This window comes from Hydrogenoanaerobacterium sp. (genome assembly GCF_032017025.1).
GTDB lineage: Bacteria > Bacillota > Clostridia > Oscillospirales > Ruminococcaceae > Hydrogenoanaerobacterium.
Genome location: NZ_DALZQO010000002.1, coordinates 26,460 through 47,990, shown reverse-complemented (window position 1 = coordinate 47,990; position 21,531 = coordinate 26,460). Strand labels below are relative to the sequence as shown.

At 44.6% G+C, this 21,531-nt stretch carries 18 protein-coding genes and 1 pseudogene; 16 read left to right on the top strand and 3 right to left on the bottom strand.

Features of this window, described 5'->3' with window-relative positions; translation table 11 throughout:
- Positions 1–67 precede the first annotated feature (67 nt).
- The 7 genes and pseudogenes from RTV33_RS02070 to RTV33_RS02045 all read left to right on the top strand — a co-directional run bounded on the left by RTV33_RS02070 (position 68) and on the right by RTV33_RS02045 (position 7,879).
- On the top strand, positions 68–2,536 hold the full coding sequence (locus tag RTV33_RS02070) for an Ig-like domain-containing protein (RefSeq protein ID WP_312641039.1): 2,469 nt from the start codon (positions 68–70) through the stop codon (positions 2,534–2,536).
- An 827-nt stretch (positions 2,537–3,363) separates the two neighbouring features.
- On the top strand, positions 3,364–5,841 hold the full coding sequence (locus RTV33_RS02065) for a bifunctional UDP-sugar hydrolase/5'-nucleotidase (RefSeq protein ID WP_312641037.1): 2,478 nt from the start codon (positions 3,364–3,366) through the stop codon (positions 5,839–5,841).
- 130 nt (positions 5,842–5,971) lie between these two features.
- Entirely contained in the window at positions 5,972–6,097 is a 126-nt protein-coding gene (locus RTV33_RS02060) for a hypothetical protein (protein ID WP_312641035.1), read from the top strand.
- 77 nt (positions 6,098–6,174) lie between these two features.
- Positions 6,175–6,780 carry a DDE-type integrase/transposase/recombinase gene (locus tag RTV33_RS02055; protein WP_312641033.1) on the top strand — a complete coding sequence of 202 codons (606 nt, stop codon included), beginning with the start codon at positions 6,175–6,177 and terminating at the stop codon, positions 6,778–6,780.
- The gene (locus RTV33_RS15620; RefSeq protein WP_396327203.1) at positions 6,773–6,916 is read left to right on the top strand and encodes an integrase core domain-containing protein; all 144 of its coding nucleotides are present in this window, start codon (positions 6,773–6,775) and stop codon (positions 6,914–6,916) included. Before RTV33_RS02055 ends, RTV33_RS15620 begins: the two co-directional genes overlap by 8 nt.
- A 66-nt stretch (positions 6,917–6,982) precedes the next feature.
- Positions 6,983–7,513, top strand: coding sequence for an MATE family efflux transporter (locus RTV33_RS02050; RefSeq protein WP_312641347.1), 531 nt, complete (start codon positions 6,983–6,985; stop codon positions 7,511–7,513).
- Positions 7,494–7,879 (top strand): annotated as a pseudogene (locus RTV33_RS02045) (DUF2871 domain-containing protein). Before RTV33_RS02050 ends, RTV33_RS02045 begins: the two are co-directional and overlap by 20 nt.
- A 336-nt stretch (positions 7,880–8,215) precedes the next feature.
- Here RTV33_RS02045 and RTV33_RS02035 read toward each other — a convergent pair.
- Positions 8,216–8,503, bottom strand: a complete 288-nt coding sequence (locus RTV33_RS02035; protein ID WP_312641031.1) for a hypothetical protein — start codon at positions 8,501–8,503, stop codon at positions 8,216–8,218.
- Between the two features lie 889 nt (positions 8,504–9,392).
- On the opposite strand from RTV33_RS02035, the gene RTV33_RS02030 reads away from it, so the two are divergent.
- The 9 genes from RTV33_RS02030 to RTV33_RS01990 all read left to right on the top strand — a co-directional run bounded on the left by RTV33_RS02030 (position 9,393) and on the right by RTV33_RS01990 (position 19,977).
- Positions 9,393–11,162 carry a histidine kinase gene (locus RTV33_RS02030; RefSeq protein WP_312641029.1) on the top strand — a complete coding sequence of 590 codons (1,770 nt, stop codon included), beginning with the start codon at positions 9,393–9,395 and terminating at the stop codon, positions 11,160–11,162.
- Positions 11,162–12,718: a response regulator gene (locus RTV33_RS02025; RefSeq protein WP_312641027.1), complete on the top strand. Its 1,557-nt coding sequence runs from the start codon at positions 11,162–11,164 to the stop codon at positions 12,716–12,718. Before RTV33_RS02030 ends, RTV33_RS02025 begins: the two co-directional genes overlap by 1 nt.
- A gap of 116 nt (positions 12,719–12,834) precedes the next feature.
- Entirely contained in the window at positions 12,835–14,352 is a 1,518-nt protein-coding gene (locus RTV33_RS02020; protein WP_312641025.1) for a glycoside hydrolase family 31 protein, read from the top strand.
- Positions 14,353–14,566: 214 nt separating this feature from the next.
- Positions 14,567–15,865, top strand: a complete 1,299-nt coding sequence (locus RTV33_RS02015) for an extracellular solute-binding protein (RefSeq protein WP_312641023.1) — start codon at positions 14,567–14,569, stop codon at positions 15,863–15,865.
- Positions 15,866–15,939: 74 nt separating this feature from the next.
- Entirely contained in the window at positions 15,940–16,821 is an 882-nt protein-coding gene (locus tag RTV33_RS02010) for a sugar ABC transporter permease (RefSeq protein ID WP_312641021.1), read from the top strand.
- Positions 16,818–17,651: a carbohydrate ABC transporter permease gene (locus tag RTV33_RS02005; RefSeq protein ID WP_312641020.1), complete on the top strand. Its 834-nt coding sequence runs from the start codon at positions 16,818–16,820 to the stop codon at positions 17,649–17,651. Before RTV33_RS02010 ends, RTV33_RS02005 begins: the two co-directional genes overlap by 4 nt.
- 492 nt (positions 17,652–18,143) lie before the next feature.
- Positions 18,144–19,025 carry a hypothetical protein gene (locus tag RTV33_RS02000; RefSeq protein WP_312641018.1) on the top strand — a complete coding sequence of 294 codons (882 nt, stop codon included), beginning with the start codon at positions 18,144–18,146 and terminating at the stop codon, positions 19,023–19,025.
- Entirely contained in the window at positions 18,997–19,605 is a 609-nt protein-coding gene (locus tag RTV33_RS01995) for a hypothetical protein (RefSeq protein WP_312641016.1), read from the top strand. The genes RTV33_RS02000 and RTV33_RS01995 overlap by 29 nt, the downstream gene beginning before the upstream one ends.
- A 195-nt stretch (positions 19,606–19,800) precedes the next feature.
- Complete coding sequence (locus tag RTV33_RS01990) at positions 19,801–19,977, top strand: hypothetical protein (protein WP_312641014.1); 177 nt, start codon at positions 19,801–19,803, stop codon at positions 19,975–19,977.
- A 9-nt stretch (positions 19,978–19,986) separates the two neighbouring features.
- On the opposite strand, the gene RTV33_RS01985 is transcribed toward RTV33_RS01990, so the two are convergent.
- Together RTV33_RS01985 and RTV33_RS01980 are read right to left on the bottom strand one after the other, a co-directional pair.
- Entirely contained in the window at positions 19,987–20,256 is a 270-nt protein-coding gene (locus RTV33_RS01985; protein WP_312641012.1) for a hypothetical protein, read from the bottom strand.
- A 121-nt stretch (positions 20,257–20,377) separates the two neighbouring features.
- A complete protein-coding gene (locus RTV33_RS01980) occupies positions 20,378–21,115 on the bottom strand; it encodes a uroporphyrinogen decarboxylase family protein (RefSeq protein ID WP_312641010.1) in 738 nt (245 codons plus the stop codon).
- Positions 21,116–21,531 lie beyond the last annotated feature (416 nt).

Genomic DNA, 21,531 nt, shown 5'->3' with positions numbered 1-21,531 from the left:
AATAAATTAATAATAATTTTAAAGAGTTTTGCACATTGTATCATAATTAAATAAGGAGAATCAGGACATGAAAAAATATTATTTGCGCTTTGCCAATGTTTTTCTTGCAGTAGCACTTGTTACTCAAACAGCGTTACCGGTATTTGCATTAGCAGATGCAGCGAAGACTCTCCCCACATTGCCCGTGACCGAAGTAACGGATGTAGAAAATACGCAAACCGAACCCACATTGCCCATGACTGAATTAGCCGATGCAGAAAACACGCAAATCGAACCCACATTGCCTATGACTGAATTAGCCGATGCAGAAAAAGACGAAACAGAAAAGGTTACTGCCGAGGAAGCAAATCTGAATACTATCATGGAAAATGAAAGCACGATGGCGCAAACTGTTCCCGAAGACAGCTATCCGATAACCACACAGGTGATTGGTGGCAAGGCAACAATAAACGTTGATAAAACAAATCCCAAACCAGGCGAGCTAGTAACAGTAGAAATTACGGACATTGAATTAGAGAATAATAAGCATATAAATGTTTGGATTCATCTAACAGAGAATAAAAATATATATGTTAGAATGAAGGATATATCTGAGAGCAATCTAAAATACCAGTTTCAAATGCCGTCAAAATCCGTTAACGTTAAGGTAGAGTTCCAAGATATCATAACCATCATATCCCAGCCAGCATCACAGACGGTTACAGAAGGCAATACCGCGGTATTTAGGATTGAAACAAAAAGTATAGGTAGTTCGGATAGAACTTCATATCAGTGGCAAACGCTGAACGAATACAATCAATGGACCGATATTTACGATGCAACACAAAAATTTTATAAAACAAAAAACACGGCATTAGATGATAACGGTAAACAATTCCGCTGTATAATAACATGTAGGAATAATTATACTTCATCTTATAGTTCAACAATAGCCAGTGACACCGTAACTCTCATAGTACAGGATGTTCAGCCAACTGATAGAACAATTATTGCAGTGGCCGACTTTCAACCGATTAAAGTGAAATATTATGAAAAAGAAAATTTGCTGAATTTGCCAAAGGTGGTTACCGTTACACTGGATGACAATAGCCAAGAGCAACTGGCTGTTGCGTGGGATACCTCTAATTATGATAAGCACATCCCCGATGATTACATTTTAATTGGCAATCTGGTATTACCTAACGGAGTTACCAACAGCAAACAGCTGACAGCCCAAATTAAAGTAACAGTAAGTGAAGGTGGCCCAGAACAATCACATAGAGATGATTTAATTGTAAGCTTAGAAGTTGCATACAGCAGATTCCAATTAATACCGTATAGAATAACAGACAGATCTGCTCTGATTCAAGCCATTATAAAGGCTGAAAAAGCGATGGATATGGAACAGCCGACATCACGCGATTACGTAACAGCAGTAAGAGAATTAGATGAGGCATCAGATAATTACTCTCCTGATATTATTGCGGAAGTAATTGACCCCGAAAATCCCGGAAGGGAAGGGCTTAATACATGGGTTAAATACGCACCGGATTTGGCAAAAATCAATTTGTTTACGCAGCACAGCCGAGACCGTTTAATGGATGAGACAGAAGCGGCACAACGGGTACTGGATAATGAAAATGCAACGGAAACTGAATTCAGTGATGCTTACAAAGCGCTCTTAAACGCAGTCAAATCTTTGGAACGAGTAAGAGCATCTGAATATCCGGGTAAGAATGCATTAAAAGCTTTACTCAAGGTTGCTCAAGAAAAAGCTGCTGACCGCAAGTATACGCAGGAAAGCCGAGATACTTTAAATAAAGCGATCAAAACAGTACAAGCGGTTCTTGATAATCCAAAAGCAATTGATAATGAAGTTTTCGATGCTGAGTCGGCATTGATGAGTGCAATAGAATATCTCGAAGTAAAACCGAATACAGACAAACCTTCGACAGGAGGAGGTTCAAAAAGAAATCGCTCTTCTTCCTCGGGCGGCGGAAGTTATGTTCAGCCTAATCCGGATACCATATGGGATATTAATGACAGCCTAACCAAGTCTTTATACGGTGTAAATGTCACCGTAAGCCCCAATTACAAGCTGAGCACCGCTTTTTTAAATGAGTTGATGGTGAATAAACAGAAATCGGTCACCCTAAAAGGTGGCTGGTATAACTGGAACTTTTACGGCACGAGCATCGAAAGCACAATGCCCGGTGTGATGTGGTTTGATACCACAATCAGCACTGTAACATCCATACAGCCGCAAATCAGCAAGCTTACCGGTAAAAGCGACATCACGGTTCTGCACTTTGCTTATCAAGGCAAGCTACCAGGCAAAACAAAAATTGATGTAGATATCGATAAATATGCAAACAAAAAAGTATATATCTATTACCACAACGCAGCCAAATCACAGTTGGAGTTGGTGCAATCTAACGTAAGTGTAAATGCAAACGGTATTATGGAGTTTACCATCTCTTATTGCGCGGATTATGTTATCAGCCCTACTGTCATCAAAGGTGCAGTAACGGTTGCAAAGCCTGCACCCAAAAAATAAATATCATTAATCAAAAAGCCCTGCTGTACCGAAAAGTATAGCAGGGCTTTTTTAGAATCTCTATTCCATGGCGACTATTCCATTTTTCTAAGTTCATCATTATTTTATCTTTACGGATCAGGTTAACTTGCCGATACCCCTTTCTTTGCGCGGCTCATTTTGCGTTTGACCGCTTGCTTGATATTCCGATACTGGTTTTCACACTACGTTTAGTTGCGATAATTTACCTCCGACCTTTGGATCATTATGATATTTCTTTTTCAGCTTTTACAGGCGGGTATTATTTGACGGTTATCCATTTTGTTATGAGCTAAACTGTGTGGAACCACTTGGCAGGCGTTCTCTTTCGTAGTACGTCCATAATAGAAACAAGGGAAACACAGGGAGACACAGCATACATTGCTCTCGAATGGATAAGGCCCAAACATAATTGAGCAATCTCGCATCGCAATTGGGTTCGCTGTCCGCTGCAACCAATTTAATATTACGTCCATCTTAATGTGCTGCTTTACAATCAGCTTCTTGGTTTCATCGGTAATTCTCATATCGAATCGCTCTTTGTCTTATAGATACTAAAGTCCATTAGATACCGGTGTCATAAATTTAATATATCACTACAATTTGAGCACCATATGTCAATAGTATTTTAGCCAAGATTGTAGAGTTTTGACTTTATAAACCGAATGGTATCGTAGTTGGCCTGTGATGAAATCAATATTTAGTAATTGAAAGCACTATATACAACAATGTTACAAATTTTTCCAATGTGCATTTCTATAATAAAAGTACGAGGTCATTCTAATAAAGAGAGGAAGAGGAATATGAATATGACAGCACAAAAAAGAATATGGTCTGGTATTTTGGCACTGGTCGTATGCATCTCGATGGTTTATGGTAGCACAATTTCCGCTTTTGCCGAAGGAGTGGAGCCCGATGCGCAAACAACAGCGGGCGAGCAACCCCCTGCCGCTCCCGATGTTTATGACAGTGGCAATCCCGTCGTTGATTCAGGAACACCTAACGATAGTGAGAACCAGCCCTTGGAAGCAGCAGCGCCACCTAGCGACTATAAGACTATCACTATTTTACATACCAACGACATACATGGCAACTTTGCAGGTGATAAGTTGGTAAGCGCAGACTATGTGGCGGCGCTCAAACAAAGCATACCGGGTTCCATTCTGGTGGATGCGGGTGATGCAACGCAAGGTAGCTCGTTTGCAACGCTGACCAAAGGAAAAGATGTAATTCGCCTGATGAACTCCGTGGGGTATGATGTAATGGCGGCAGGCAACCATGAGTTTGATTACGGTTTAGATGCGCTTTTGAGTAACGCTAAGCTAGCGGAATTCCCGATTCTTTCGGCAAACGCAATTAAAGATGGAAAACCTATTTTAGAAGGAGTCGCATATGGCTCGAAAGGTAAGGTTAATAACGGTGCCTACGAAATATTCGAAGCAGACGGCATAAAGTTAGGCTTCTTCGGTATTACAACCCCTGAAACTGCGGTAAAAACCAATCCAGCCGGCATTGTCGGGGTGAGTTTTGGTGAGGATAATGTGGATACGGTGGCAGCTATCTGCCAGCAAAATATCGACGAACTGAAAGCCGCAGGTGCTGATGTGGTAATTGGTATGATGCACGTGGGCATTGATTCTTCCAGTGAAGTTACCACCCGGAAATTGGCAGAAAAACTCACCGGAATTGATGTTATCATCGACGGCCATAGTCATTCAATGGTAACCGAAACCCAAAATGGAATTCTGATTGGGCAAACCGGTTCCGGCTCCAAAAATATAGGAAGAATTGAAATTGCAATTGGTACCGACGGTAAAAAAACTATGACCAACAAGCTGTTGGACCTTGACGCAGTCAAAGCACTGGGTATTACCCCCGATGCAGAAGTGGCTTCGCTTGCCAAGTCTATTGTGGATTCACAAAAAGAGCTGCTTTCCCCTGTGGTAGGTAGTACAAAAACTTCACTATGGGGTGGTACGGTCAACGGCCTCAGTGAGGCGCGGCTTTTTGAGACCAACCTTGGTAGCTTGATCGCCGACTCAATGGCCGATGCCGCAAAAAACCTAATTCGTGATGAACGGTATAAAGACCTGCCAATCGTGGCGCTGCAAAACGGCGGCGGTGTGCGCGCTGTTATTAAGAACGGTAAAATTACAAAAGGCGATGTCATTAACGTACTTCCGTTTGGCAACAGCCTTGCGTTTAAGCTGGTTTCACCTAAAGTGTTGTATGAAGTATTTGAAACCGGTTTGGCGATAACAGGTCAGGATTTCGAAACCGGAAGAATTGATGGTCCGGTAGGTGGTTTTCCGCAAATTTCGGGTGTACGTGTAGAATTTAATCCTGATTTAGCAAAGGGCTCCCGGGTTTATGCCATTTATCTCAGCGGGAAAGATCGGGCACTTGACCCAAACGATGAAGCCGAAAGCATCATTCTTGCATCAAACGACTTCCTCATTGCAGGCGGTGACGGATACGATGTACTAAAAGGACTTACCCATGTGGGCGAAGGCGGCGTACTGGATGAGATTTTTGAAAAATACTTAACCGAACTGACTGCGAAAAGTGGCGGGGCGTTTTATTATCCCATCACTGCAGGCCGCATGAAGACAGTGGGTGCCTATCAGCCCAAGCCTTATACCGCATCAATTTTAGTAACAGATGAAACGCAAGTACCGCTGAAGGACGTAAATATCCGTTACCGTATCGACAATGGAAGTTATCGGATAGGTACGACGAATGCAAATGGTATGCTGGTGCTTTCTAATTTACCGGTTGGACCTCATGGTGTACTGATTGAAGGCGCCGATGAAGTGTTGGTGAACAACTACAGCGGTGCGGGTATGAGCAAAGAAGTAAAAGCGATAGGTGCAATTAAGCAGACTGCAACTTCAACGAATACCTCTTCTTCTGAAAAACAAGCATCGAAAGACTGGAGCAATGCAATTGACCGTGCAAGAGCAGCGGCAAGCGGCGACAAGCTTTCTCTGTATCTGGAAAAAGATGATCAGATTTCGGCTACTATCTTGGAAGCAATTGCCGGCAAAGACGTAACCCTTACCGTCAGCTACAATGGCAGTGATTATGTTATCAGTGGCAAAAATATAAAAGTAGATGCCTCTCGAATTTACTATACCCCCGAAGACCTGATTAAAATGGTAGCACCAATTGATTCGGATACAGCCGTGAACCCCGACACCGGTTTATATGTCGATGGCGGCTTGGTATTTTCCACAATCGTTCTATTCGCCACAAGTGCATTACTTCGTAAAAAGAGAAAAGTATAAGGCTGTTCCTCATCAAAAGAGTAATCAAAATTCAGTTTATATCTATTAGCCAGATTAAGAGCAAGAGCGACATAGGGAAATTCCCCATGCCACTCTTGCTCTTTGTGTTAAAATACCCTTCTACGGTGGTATGGAGGTCAATGAGGCAAAACGGCTCAAGCAGCTCGAAGAAGAAAACCGACGTCTCAAGGATCTAGCAGCAGACCTGACGTTGGACAATCATATTTTGAAGGATGTGCTCTCAAAAAACGGCTAAAGCCTGCCGACAGGCGCAAAATCGCCTGTGAGATACAAGAGCAGTATCATCTCAGCGAACCCAGAGCGTGCAGGCTTATGGATCTTGGACGTAGCAGTAAACGCTATGTTCCCGTGGATAAGACTGAAGATGCAGCAACCATAGAGCGACTCACTGTGTTAGCAGCCAGGTGGAAACGTTTTGGGTATCGACGATTGCACATCATGCTCGAGCGTGAAGATATCCACATCAATCATAAGCGCACTTATCGGCTGTACAAAGAGGCCGGATTGAGCATTCGGAAACGCAGTAAGAAGAAACGTTATGAAAAACGTGGCATGCCAGATCGGACATGTCTTACATACAACTCCAGATGGTCTATGGATTTTGTCTGTGATCGGACTCGGTATGGCGGACATATACGCATTATGACATTGATTGACGAGGCAACAAGAGAATGCCTTGCCCTTGAAGTAGACAGTTCTATCACCGGAAGAAAAATAACTTCCGTGTTAAATCGGGTTGCCTTGTTTCGTGGATTGCCAAAAGAAATTCTGCCTGATAATGGTTCCGAGTTTACAGGTAGCGTATTGAATGCTTGGGGTCATGACCATAAGGTAGAACATATTTTTACGGATCCCGGTTGTCCTACGCAGAATGGATATATAGAAAGTTTTAACGGTAGCTTCGAGATGAATGCCTGAATCAAAACTGGTTGCAAACCTTTCAGAGGTCAAAGGAATCATTGAAGAATGGCGACTGGAATATAACAAATTGAGGCCACATTTCTCTCAAGGCAATTTGACCCCAGAAGAATATGCCCTCAAAATATCGGGGTGATGACTAACATTCCAAGTGGTCGGATCTGGGGGGCAGATCGATGCTGGGGGGTAAATTGATGTGTTTATGGGGTTCAGCGCCGGCTGCCAGCCCTTGATGGGCTACAACTACGGCTCTGGGAATTATGAGCGCATGACAAGCTTTATCAAAACAGGAATACTATCCACCAGCCTGGTTGGAGTGTTTATAACACTAGTGTTGGGAGCTTCGTCCCCCTTTCTTGTTTCCGTGTTCACACCATTGGGAGAAGTTTGCAGCAGCGGTTCCACCATCCTGCGCACTCTGATTCTATCCCTTCCCTTTATGGGTGGCATAACGCTGTGTTCGACTACTTTTCAGGCTATGAGTAAGCCTCTTAAAGCTTTCATTTTAACCATATCGCGGCAAGGCTTATTGTATATTCCCTTATTGTTCCTTCTAAACCACCTGTTTGGCCTGAGTGGAATGGTATACTCACAACCCATAACCGATTTGATTATGCTTCTTGTCTCCAGTTCTTTTATATTAAAGGTACTACATTCACTTAAAACAGATATGCGAGAAACGGATAATTTGAAGGATATATGCGGAGGGGTTGATGTTGAAAAAATATATTAATATTTCATTTGTTTACGCAATAATCGCAATTGCTTGCGGCGTATTCTATCGGAAGTTCACAAAATTTCTTGGCTTTTCTGGTAAAACAACTTTAGCGATCGCACATCTACATTTTTTTGTTTTGGGTACAATCATGTTTTTACTGATTGCCGTTTTATGCTACTTTACAATACCGGATTACCTTTTATGGTAACAATGTTTTTTGTAAGAGGTGTCACTCAAGTGCTTGGCATAGAACTTTCAAAAGGGGCTTCTGTAGCGATTTCAGGTGTTTCAGGTATTGCACATATTATCATGACAGTTGCTATTGTTATGATGTTTTTGGCACTTAAAAAGAGTCAAGTCGTGACTAATGCGGTAAAATGAGCAAATGCCCCGCAAACACGCATTCACAACCATTGAATAAAATTCGACTAGCTTCAAGCAGAATAGAGCCGCTACACTCCAACTTTGGTGCAGCAGCTCTTGCTTTATATCCCCCAAATAGTCCAAGCTATCATCCGCAGGTAAAGGCAAGGACAATGCATGCAGTAGACAGTTCTATCACCGGATGAAAAGTAGCTTCCGTGTTAAATCGGGTTGCCTTGTTTCGTAGATTACCAAAAGAAATTCTGGCTGATAATGGTTCCGAGTTTACAGGTAGCGTTGACCATTTCAAGTGGCCGGATTTAGGGGGCAGATCAGGGGATCTATCTTTACTATTTATTTTTTATGCTGACTCCCCTGTACGTCTATATTGAAATTATCATAGTAAATGATCTCCCCTACTGTCTTGAAAATGTAGCCTTTACCCTTTAGTTGGGCAATAATTTCCGGCAAAGCTTGTACAGTGTTCTTCTTCCCCACATGAAACAGCGTAATGCTGCCGTTTTGCACACTGCTCACCATCTTCTTTATCATCTCATCGGCAGGCGGGTCTTTCCAGTCACGGGAGTCGTTATCCCATACAGAGTACAACTTCATGTTTTTGTCTAGAAAAACAGGCGGCACATTTTGTGCCGCCTGTTTGAAATAATAAATTTTTATAAGATTGGGGATTGTTGGCTTTCTACTTTAATTCATCTGCCAAATCTATATATTTTTTGTACAATATTATCCCTACGACGCCTGCAATTGCTACTATTCCAACAACGGTAGTTATCCATGGAAAAAATTCACGGCGTTCTCTGTAGCTTCTGTAATAATTTGCTCGTTTGATATTAATGATTGTATTTTAACGCATTTATCAAACCCATATCTGCCAAAGTGCTTTGGGGATTTTTGGCTCAACCCGGATATTTTTGCAGTTACCAATTGATGAGAAATAGAGCATGGTATTGCTTTCAAATTACCTTATAGCGAATTTTTGGTTTTTGAATATACTTTACCAGTTGTTTTCGGGTTTCGGATACACAATAAGTAGGCTTCCATCTTTCGATGATTTTCAAGGAAATGGTAGTGGGTACTTGAATGCGTATCTGCAATATATTAAGGGCTGAAAAAACCTCTACCACTTTCAAATCATTAGAAACTGGTAGAGGTTTACCGTATTCAGTTTGCTTTTCCTTAAATTGTCCTTGTTGGAATTTGCCATTAGCCACATTTCCATAGTGAAACATTAAAAAGTGGCTAATGGTGGGGCATCTATCGGCAGACAGTGAAGATTCGCTGTCTGCCGATTGCCTTTTTGTGCAGCTGCCCTTGGCTTTGTTTCATAATTGCCCTTAGGAGCCAGGCTATGAGGGGCAATTATTCCACGGTCAGGTTGCATTAATTAATTAATTTGCCTTTATACGATGAGGGTAATATAGTGATAGAATAAATTGCATTGTCTCGCCGTGGTATTTTATATATAATTAGTAGAGTTAAAGCGTTAAATAATTAAAGGACGGTGGATAACATGCAGTTATCCTTGCGGCAAAAGCTGGTTATTAGTTTCTCGCTGGCGTTTTGTGTAATTATCGCTGGCTTTGGCATTCTTATACTGCACAATAATGGAGAGCGGTATCAGGCGCAGAGCTACGCCTATTGCCGACGCATTGTTCAAGCCAATATCTCGCTGATTGATAAATATCTGGGGCAGCTCAAAACCGTTACGCAGATTGTCGCCTCCGATCAAGACATACTTAATGCAGTAAATTACCGTGAGAACAATCGGAATATTGATTATTCGGTAGAACTCTATAGCCAAAGGCGGGTGTCGGTAAAAATTAAGCAGTTTGATGTGCTTAGAGATGTGCAAAATGCGGTTATTATAGGCTCTGACGGAACTTACCTCTATTATTATGGTGAGTCACCGGTACCCAGCTATAATTTTAAGCAGCAAAAGTGGTTCCGGGAGGCAGCAGACGGCGATAAATCTGCTTTTATTAACTACCACCCTACCGATTATTTGCTGAGCAGCAATGACGGGCGACAAACAGTTTCGCTGCTATTACCAATACTAAATTCCAGCCAGTTTTTCTATGGACAGCCCACGCATCTTTTGTGTGATTTTGGGCTGGAGCCAATCATTTTGCATGCAGAGCGTGATGATGAGGTTCAGATTGCAATTTACAGCGGCAGTGAGCCGGTGTATTTCCCATCTCAGTTCGAGCTCAGCAAGGATCAGATGGATACTTTAAGCCACAATATCAAGAATGGCGAGCATTCCTTTGTTCTTAATGGCGAAAAAGGAACCGCCAAAGCTTTTTTAGTCGTGGTAGAAACCTCTCAAGTCTCGGGCTGGTCAATGCTGGGCATCATGCCACTGGACAGTATTAATGCCTTGCGACAGACAAATACAATGTTTGTGGTGTTTTTGATGCTGGCAGCATTCGTGCTTATCCTTTTGGTATCCAACCTGCTTGCACGCTCGGTACTTGTGCCCATGAATGCCCTTATTAATACATTCAACGCAATCGGGCGTGGGGAAAAGGGCGTACATTTTGAAAAAACCTCCAGCATGGAGGTGGATCGCATCGCCCAAACAGCCATGCAGATGCTGCAAAAAAACGATGAGCTGACTGCCGCAGTGGTGCAGGAAAGTCAGCAGCGAGCGCAGGCACAGATACGTGCGTTGCAGCACCAAATCAATCCGCATTTTCTCAACAATCTGCTGCAATCGATGAAAGCACTGGCAATTTGCGGTGATACCGAAACAATTTCTAAAATGACAACCCTTTTAGGTAAACTGCTTGCATATTCGGTATATAACCCTTATGAGATGGTGCCCCTAGAAAAGGAGTTCGAACATACTGGAATCTATATTGCACTGCAAAATATCCGCTTTGAAAACAAAATTGTTTGCACGCAGCATCTGGCTGATGAGGCAAAGGATATTTTGGTGCCCAAGCTTATTATTCAGCCTCTGGCAGAAAACGCCATTGAGCATGGCTTCTCTGCCGCAGAAGGCGGACAAATCACCTTAAGCGCAGATGTTGACGAGGACGAGATCTGCATTGTGGTTACAAATACTGGACAGGTCATCAATCCGGAAAGGGTTGAGGAGCTGAACAGCAGGTTGCACCAGAAATCAGCAGACGCACAGAATACCAGTATCGGGCTACTTAATGTTCGGGCGCGTATATGCAGTAGCTTCGGCGAGGCAGCCGACTTGCAGATAATGTCCCGGAATGGTATGAACACCAGCATTGTTTTAAGCCTGCCACGGCGAAAGGAGGATGACTAATGTTGCGTATCATGTTGGTTGATGATGAGGAGCTGTCCCTGCGAATGCTGGAAAGCATTGTGGACTGGAGCCGCTTCGGAGTGGAGGTTGTGGCAGAGGCGCGCAATGGTAATGAGGCACTGCAGCTTTTTATGGAGCTGCGCCCCGAAATTGTGCTAACCGACATTAAGATGCCGGGGTTAGATGGGATATCGCTAATGCGCAGTATCAAGGAGCTTGCACCCCAAACCGAAGTGATTTTGATAAGTGCTTATGCGGATTTTGAATATGCTAAGGAGGCCCTTGTGCTGGGTGGGGCAAACTATCTGCTCAAGCCGATAGATGAATTTGAAATTGAAAAAACACTACACAAAATCTCAGATAAGATTGATTCCAGGCAGGTCGCCCATCGCATGGCGGAAAGCACACAGAGGCAAAAGCAAATAATGGTGCTACACTCCTACATGCGTAGCGGAACAGGCAAGAGCGGTGCCCAAAAGAGCGCCGGTCAGCTTGGATTGGATTTCAGCAGTTTTGCGCTCATGGGTTTTATGCTCAATGAGACATCTATGAATGATTACATTGAAAACAGCTTGCAGCTTGATACACAGTTGCCCTATTTACAGGAGAGGATGTTAAAGCGGCTTGGCTGCTGGGGCGAATCCTTGCTCTTCGGTTTTTTTGATGCTTCATGGTGTGCGTTGATTTCGGACAGGCAGATTGTCTTGGAGGATTGCTCAAAGGATATGTCCACATTTTTTGCAGAAGAGCTACATATGGAGATACATGTTTGCTTTACGCAGTTTGCAAGTGGGCTTGATGCGTTACCTCAGGAGTTTCGTGCGCTTCAACAGCTAAATCAATACAGTTTTTTTATTGGTGCGGATGTGGTTTTGGGATATGGCTACAATTGCGAAAAAAGCGAATTTGATCAAGTTGCGCTGGCAGATGCACAAAAAAGCCTGGAGGTTGCAATACGACAGAACGATCAGGTAAGAGCGCGGCAGATACTTGAGTCGGCGTTGCAGGATATAGGTCATGGCAACCCCGCCGAGCTTCCCTATGTCTACGATTTCTGCTATACCTGTGTACGAGCTGTGCGTGCGGCGCTGCCGGATGAGGCTTCCCCGGAGCTGCGAAACCGCCTGTCCCGCATTACCTCGCAAACTCTTATCGGATATACAACGCTCGACGAGCTGCGGCTGTTTGTATCCGATATTTTGGCTGCTCTGCACGGACAGGAAGTGGGGCGAGAGCGGTACAGCGAGCTGGTGGAGGAGGGCATGGAGTATCTGAAAAAGAATTTTGACCGCAATATCTCATTGGAAGAAATCTGCAACACTTTGGGGGTCAGCAAAAATTACTTTTGCTATCTCTTTAAAAAGGAGACAGGGAAAAATCTGTGGGCATACCTGACCGATATTCGATTGCTCAGGGCAAAAGAGCTTTTGAGCACCACTCAGGACAAAACCTACACCATAGCCTATCAAGTGGGCTACGACAATCCAAGTTATTTTTCTAAAATATTTAAAAAGAATATTGGTTGCTCCCCAAATGAATATCGTAAAATTCAGTAATAAAGTGTTATAAGGTCGGAAAAAGCTTTCTTGTATGGCAGGGCATCTCTTCTTATAGTATAAACAGACAGTTAATATAACCGTGCAACTGTTATATTTAAAAGGGAGGAAGAGATATGAGAATCAAGATACTCAAAGATGAGTTTTGGTATGGCGGGTGCACATCGTGGGGGACGGAGATGCCGATAGGCAGCACTACGAGTACAGAGTTGATTTTTGCCCCAAACCAAACACCGAATCAAGCCGTGCCGCTACTGCTTTCCAGCAAAGGCAGGTTTCTTTGGCTTGACAGGGTTTCCCACGTAGCCATTGAAAATAGAGCCATTGTATGTGATGACTGTGCAGTGCTGGGTGAAAGCGGCAGCACGCTACGCAGTGCCTATCTTGCAGCAATGCAGCGGTGGTTCCCCTTTAGCGGAAAAATGCCTGCCGAGGAGCTTTTTTCAGCTCCAATCTTTAATACATGGATTGAAATGACCTTTAACCAAAACCAAGAGGATATTTTGCAATACGCCCATAGCATTGTGGAAAACGGCTTTAAGCCGGGCGTGCTGATGATTGATGATGGGTGGTCGGAGTGCTATGGCGACTGGAGCTTCCACACAGGACGCTTTCCGGACCCCTCTGCAATGTTAGATGAGCTGCACAAGCTGGGGTTTTCGGTGATGCTGTGGATCTGCCCTTACATTACACCCGATACGCAGGCATACCGCGAGGCCCTCAGCAGCAATGTTCTGCTCAAGCAGCCCGATGGGCGACCCTACATTGCCCAGTGGTGGAATGGATTTTCGGCTGCGCTGAATATATCTTCCCAGACTGCCCAACAATGGCTGGCTGCACAGCTTGATAGGCTGCAGAAGATGGGGGTAGACGGCTTCAAGTTTGATGGAGGAGATCCGCTGCATTATGCGGCAGGCGGCTGTGGCTGCGACGGTGCCACTCTCGATGCTAATGAACTGTGCCGAAGCTGGGCTTTGTTTGGCGAGAGCTATCCATTCAATGAATACCGTGTGACATGGAAAGCGGCAGGACGCCCGCTCTTTCAAAGGCTGTGCGACAAGGAGCATAGCTGGGGTGCCAAAGGTCTGGCAGCTCTTGTACCCGATACGCTGGCTCAGGGCATAACGGGCCATCCTTTTGGCTGTGCCGATATGGTGGGCGGCGGAGAATATCTAAATTTTTTAAATAATAGTAGCAGCTTGGATGGCGAGCTGTTCGTGCGACATGCAGCGGTAAGCTGTCTTATGCCTGCAATCCAGTTTTCGGCAGCTCCGTGGCGCATTTTGACCGATTATCAGAATAGACAGATACAGCTTCAGCTTAAATTGCGCAGTCAGCTTTGGCAATATCTAAAAAACGTATTGTACAACTGCTGTGATACAGGCGAGCCGGTCGTTCGCTACATGGAGTATGAATTCCCGCATCAAGGCTTGGAGGCTGTCTGCGACCAGTTTATGGTGGGTGATAGCCTGCTTGTGGCACCTGTGCTAAAAAAGGGAGACAATGAACGTTCAGTGTTTGTGCCGGCGGGTAAGTGGATTTTTGAAAATGAGATTTTGGAAAGCCAAGGCGGCAGACGGAAGCTCGCAGCAAACGATACCGCTGTTATAGTACTTAAACGCTGCGATGCTTAATTTAGTTTTATAAAATCAACAATAAAGCAGAATAAAGTGATAGCATGCAAAAAAATGCACAAAAAACTCTTTTATGCTTTGGTAGCAGCTCTGAATTTATTTGCAGTGATGCGAAACAGAGTTGATTTCTTTTCCTATTGCACGGCAGTATACTTATAACTGTAAAACGGAGCACACAAACAAGACGATTTTACAGTAAACAGGAGGAGATATTATGAAAAAGGGAATGCTCGCATTAATTTTAGCAGCATCTATGCTCACTGCGGTATTCGCAGGATGCGGTGCAAAGCCGGCAGCGCCAAGTGCAGATACACCCACCCCTCAAAATAGCGGCACTCAAGCGTCCGAGACGGTGGAAATCCGCCTTATGGCTTACAACGCAGAGGCATCTCGTGCAACCTATTTGGCACTGCTTAAAGAAAAGTTCCCCAACATCAATGTCACATTCGAGTTTGTTTCGCTGGATAACTTTAACAATGTACTTAACTCGCAGCTGCAGGCAGGACAGGGCCCCGACATTATCGAGGTGGGCGGCGAAACCCGTCTGTTGGCAAACGCAGGCTATCTAATGGATCTTAGCGGCGAAGCTTTCACAGGCAAATATGCGCAAGCCGGTTTAGCACCATATACAGTGGACGGCAAAGTTTATGCCAACCCGCTCCAGAGCTGGTATGAGGGCATCTTCTACAACAAGGCTTTGTTCCGTGATGCAGGCGTTACCCCGCCAAAAACATTTGATGAATTTATTAAGCTGCACAAGGATTTGGCAGCAGCAGGCATTAAGCCGCAGATTATGGGAGCGCAGTCATGGGAACCCATGATGAAGCAGAGCATAGGACTGGTTAACAATGAGTTTTATTCCGATCCTTCAAATAAGGCTTTTGATGAGAAGTTCAACAAGGGCGAGGCAAAGCTTGCTGAGGCATGGCATCCCTATGTGACAGCATGGAGCAAGGTAATCAGCGAAGGCTGCATCACCCCGCAAATGCTGGGTCTGAGCTACGATCAGGCACTGGATGAGTTTGCCACCGGCAAGGCGGCTATGTGGGAGAGCGGTCCTTGGGCAGTTAACACCATTATGGAGAAAAACCCCAATATCGAGCTGGGTATGTTCCCAATCCCTGGAATAAAAGAGGGCCCCGGTTGGCTGGTGGGAGGCCCCGGAAGCGCACTGGCTGTTAACGCAAAGACCAAGCACCCTGATGAGGTAAAACGGATTTTGGAATTTACAGCAACTCCCGAGGCACAGCAGGCACTTATCAAGGATAACGCAGGTAGCTCCTTCCTAATTGGAGTACAGGTTGACTTGGGCGATATCTATGCAGACTGTGATGAAGCCTTTAGGGCAGGCAACGTATATGCTCCTTGGACTGCTGCATGGATTTCCGGCAACCCGATTGTTGAGGGCTACGGCAAATCACTCCAGGAAGTGCTGGCAGGCACCAAGACTGTGCAAGAAGCACTTGCCGATGCCGACAAAATCAATGATGCAATGCGAGAAAGCCTGGGCTAATCGCAAGCGTGGGAGGGGCCGGAGCATTTCTCCGGCCTCTCTTTAATATTGTCTTGGAAGGAGCTGAAACCGGGATGAACATCCAAAACCGTGATCGTATACTTTTTGCAATGATTTTACCTGCTTTTCTAGGCTTTATGGTTTTATTCGTCGCACCAACGCTGATGAGCTTTGCTTACAGTGTCACCAACTGGTCTGTGTACAATCCACAAATCAAATTTGTAGGCCTGAATAATTTTACAACCCTCTTCTCGGACGAAAAAACAATGGCGGCTATAGGGCATTCGGTAAAATACGCTTTGCTGATTACCGTTATACAAAATTCCCTAGCTATTCTCTTTGCCGTTCTGCTATCTCGCAAGCTGATTATGTCTGGCATTGTTAAGTCAATCTTTTTTCTTCCCGCTGTTTTGAGCATACTGGTAGTTGGCTATCTGTTTCAATATATTATGACCAGTGCGGATTACGGCTTGCTAAACAATATTTTGCAGTACTTCGGCTTTGCGCCAGTAAACTGGCTGGGCGATAGTAAAATTGCTCTCTATTCGGTGCTTGCTACGCAGGTTTGGCAATGGACGGGCTGGAGCATGGTAATCTATGTAGCCAATCTGAAAAGCATCGACGGCAGTCTATACGAAGCAGCGGACATTGATGGTGCGGGAAAGATTCAGTGCTTTTGCCGCATTACCTTGCCGCTTCTCTATCCCGCAACATCCTTTAATGTGCTTATGAGCCTAATCGGCGGTCTAAAGGTGTTTGATGCCGTTTTTGCAATGACCAAGGGAGGCCCCGGATATGCCACAGAAACGATTATGACCACTATGATACGTGAGGGCTTTAATAACGGGCGCAACGCATACGCCTGTGCATTTGCCGTTGTGTTCTTTGTAGTTGTATTCTGCATGACAAAGGCCATTACATGGCTGCTGGGGCGTTGGGAGGCGAGTATTTCATGAAGATAAAGAAAAAAGCTTGGAGCATCCTGCTCAATGTGCTTTACGCGCTGGTTGGTGCAGTTATGCTACTGCCGATCTACTATCTGCTAGTGACTACCTTTAAGACACCGGCTGAGGCTGCTGCCAGCCCGCTGGGATTGCCGGTATCCTTTACCCTGAGTAATTATCAAAAGGCGCTGGGTGCCATGGATTACATGCGTGCTCTGAGAAACAATTTGATAATAACCGGTTGTGCAGTAATTTTGCTGCTTATTTTCTCCTCTATGGCTGCCTATGCCATTGCACGTAGCAAACGCAGGGTGTTTAAGTGGATGTATTCGATATTTATGCTGGGGCTTATTGTCCCTTTCCAGGTCGCAATTATCCCACTTTACAAGATTATTTCGGGGCTGCATCTTATGAATACACTGCCGGGTGTTATACTAATTAATGTTTTTTGCATCAATCTGCCACTCTCCGTCTTTCTCTTTAGGGGCTTTATAAATACAGTGCCTAAGGAGCTGGAGGAAGCTGCCTACATAGACGGGTGCGGCACATTTCATACCTTTTGGCTAATCATATTTCCCCTGCTTAAGCCAATTGTATCTACCGTGGCAATACTTGATGCGCTGGCTGTATGGAATGATTTTATGACGCCGCTGCTCTTTTTGCAGGATCCAAACAAAGGGGTTCTTTTGCAGGAGGTTTACAAAAATATAGGACCCTTTTCCACCAACTGGACTTCGTTTTTCCCCATGCTGGTACTGGCAACACTGCCACTTGTCATCTTCTACCTTATAATGCAGCGAAGCATCATTGAGGGTGTTGTTGCAGGCTCGGTGAAGGGATAGGTAAGTTTGGCGTGCAGACGATTGATGATATAGGGTTGGTAGGCTGATATTGGATACAAACCCCGCAATGCTTTAGCTGTAATGCAGGTAGCCTCAAGCTCTACCTTTATTACATTTTTTAGTAAATGGCTAAATCCGCTGCTACAATGATTTATATTTATCTTTAATGTTCCGGATGGTAAAAACATCCGCAAGAAGCTGACTCTCCGAGCTGAGAGTGAAGCAATCATGCTTCTTATAAGTGGCATCAATTCCAATATAAACCATGATGATACCTCCGGCATATTACTTGGCACTGTTTAGGAGCACAGCACACTTTACCCTTGCGGCCCTGTTCTAAATAAACCATACGCCGGTATCTAACTGGTTAACAATACTGAAAAGGGCTGTGGTAGGAGCCTAAAACCAATCCACAGCATCCCAAACAGTGTTGCACATAGCCCTTGGAGAGGGGCTCTAATAACTACTACTTCATAATGCGAGGATTTCCGTATGAAAAAGAAATGTAAATCTATACGTTTTTGGGCTTTTCTTATGCTATCCTCTTTGGTTTTAAGCGCCCTTGCTATTCCGGCTTTAGCTGCCGAATGGTTGCAGCGGATTGAAGCTGAGAGCGGGACAATGACAGGTACTGTTCGGACAGAGAACATTATAGGTAGTTCCGGAAAAACCGTCAGCTTTATCGACAATGGATCGGCCAATGCACTGGAAATCAAAATTACTCCGCAAACAGCAAATGGATATGTAATGAAGCTGCGCTATCGTTCGGGCGAGATGCGCAACCTAATGTATGAAATAAACGGGCAGAATGCAAGTATAATTACAGGTTTTAACAGCGGAAGATGGAGCCTTTTTGCTGATATGGTTCTGCCTGTGGTGTTGCAGCCCAACGTTCAGAATACAATCAAATTCTATGCGCCGGACGGTGAAAACGGTCCAGGATTGGACTATATCGAGTTTTCGGCATCCAAAGTCCCGTCATTAGAAAAAGCGGGTTATCGGCTGATTTTTAATGATGAATTTGATGGAAGTACACTTGACAATACGCTCTGGGTGCCGGAGTATCTTTCGTCGTGGACATCTAAACCTGCGCTGGCAACACCCACATATTCCTTGGAAAACGGCCTTATGCGACTGCAAATATTTGAAGATACTGCACCGTGGTGTCCGGAGTATGATGGAAAAACGGTGGTTTCAGGATTTTCCACGGGAAACCGCAACGCACTGCATAATTGGAATGGCAACAATGTTGTTCGCAATCCGGTAGATACTCAGATGACGCATATAAACCAGTATGGGTATTATGAATTGCGAGCAAAAGGACAGCCTGGTTCTTCTGCCTGGAGTGAAATCCTATGTAAATGTTTTGTATAACGATGGCGTTGAGACACAAGAGTTTGTAAAGTGGCCTACGCTGAGCAAGGAGCAGTTTGCACAGCTTCAAAACGGGCAGGATGTGGTATTGCAGGGCTTTTTGCCAAACCTATCGATTGATACTTGGGGCTATACCCCACCTGTTTTGACCCTGGCGCCAACACCTTGGGATACTAACCTAAATCCCAACGGCATAGAAAATCTGTTTGATGGTGACCCTGTAAGCACAGCCTCATGCTGGACAGAGAAGATGAACCCCCTGCCGAAGGGCGGATATATATCCTATAACTTTGGAGAGGCCTGCACTGTAAACCGAATACTTTTTTCTGTCAACTATGGAAACGGACAGGGAATAAGCAACTTTACCCTTTCGCTATGGAACGAAGTCACCCAAGCCTGGGAGGATCAGGGAATTACATATACAATTCCATGGACATCGGCAGGTAATGTTGAGGCGGGAGAGACTGTAGGTGTGCAGCTAGCCGAATCAATTACCACCCCAAAAATACGCATAAATATTACAGGTGCGAACACAAAATGGGAAAACAAAATAGTAATGCGCGAGATAGCTTTTGATTAAGAGAACTTTTTAATGTGGTCAGCTCACAGCGCGTGGATATAGCTAAATAGCAAAATCCCCTTGATACAGCCTTAAAATCTGTATTCAAGGGGATTTTTGTGTGCATTTTTGTTAGGAGCTGTTAGTGTCACAGCCCATCATTCGGTATTCAGTTCGCTTTGCCTAAATTGTCTCTATGGGAGTTTATCTTTCTGTGTGCCGATTTTTTCAGGTTGCGCGGGAGTGTTCGGGGTTTCAGGTGTTGCCGGTGTCTCCACCACTGCCGGTACTTCTACCAGAACACTGCCCGTTTCGGAGTTAGTACCACTTACAATGGCATTCGCCGCGCCTGCAATTGCGGTTTTGCTCAGACATAATCCGAGCAATGGGTGATGACAAACTTCACCCAGCCTTTTGTATGGCTTTAATGTTCTGTTGTATTAGCTCCGCACAGTTTTTCTCGGTGTTACTATAATACAGGTTCAGCGTTTTGCCTGCTTTTTCGGGTATCTGAACGCTCATTTTCACCTTACTGGGGAGTTGACCGTGGAAGTTAAAGTACAGCGCAACTACTTCCGTGCCACCGGTCAGTTTCGCGATTTTCTCCGCGTCGGGGGAAACATCGCTGATGGTGGTATCGAACCACACAACACCCGTCATGTCATTCATCATCTCCGCGCCTTCAAAATGTCACTCGTAAACATATACTGTTTCGAGTAAGTGTTTTCGTTCCGGTGAAACACTTCCATATAGTTCTGGAAATACTCAATTCCATGCCCTCACCTGAAGGACATTATGCTTTTTCGCGCACAATTCTAGATAAAAGCTCAAACTTTTCAAAGGAAACGCCGGGCGGGCGGCTATCGGAGTTTGCCAGTACAAAAGGACGCCCTTTCATCACGTTCAGCAATTCTTTTGTGTAAGCTTCAAGTTCATCTAAATTAGAACTTTCAAATATAACCGCTTCGACCCCGCCCACAACAAACTTTTTCGGATCAAGTCGCCTTGCAACCTCTGACATTGTGATATCCCCGGTAGGCGGCGGTGACAATGATTCTATGCCGCTCACCTTGGAAGCTGATATGATATCGATAATATTTTTAAGATGCCCGCACGCGTGCTGCATGTACATCTTGCCTTTTCCAGCCAGTATGTCGCTCCATTCATTGAGTTCGGGGACGATATAATCTTTGTACATGGATGGCGATATGTTTGTGGTAGATGAGTCCTCCCATGTGATAAAGCATTCCGCTTGCGAATCCGCACAGAGCTCGGCCGCAATGCGGCTTATGCGATGCATGCTTTCCAATGTTTTTTTAACTTCTTCCGGATAATCGGCCATTGCGTAAGCGATTCCTTCTGTTCCCAACCAAAATTCCACCATGGACTGGAACCCGCTTTTCATGTTGATTTCAGGTGCCAGCATCGGAATAATGAGCGCATCCTCGCCATATTGCTCGCAAAGCACGTCATAATCGGTGCTGTTTGGCATAAGCGTCATATCGTCAAACAGGGCGCGTACCGCTTCCAAATCCTCCGGCTGCTTAACGGGATGTTCCTTTAAGAACCAAGTTTCGCCTCTGGAGGAAAGTATATATTTCGCCTCGAGATTTCCTGCGGGCGTAAGCTCTTAGATAAGCCCACAAAGCGGACAATATCAACAGTATGCGGCATGACCGCTGTTTTAGCGAGTGCAAAAACTTTCGCCCTCTTGAAATTCGGCTTCAAACACCATATGCATGTGTGGTGTGGATTTTCGCAATTTGTTCATTAGTATAGAAACCGCATTGTGGGCTATTTTTTCTTCTGGTTGCTGAAGAATATGCCCTCAAAATAACGGGGTAACGACTAACATTTCAAGTGTTCGGATTTAGGGGGCAGGTCAAAAGCTTTTCCGAACCACCGACACAGTCGGCGGTTTAGTACTACAAAAGAATCCCCAAGCAC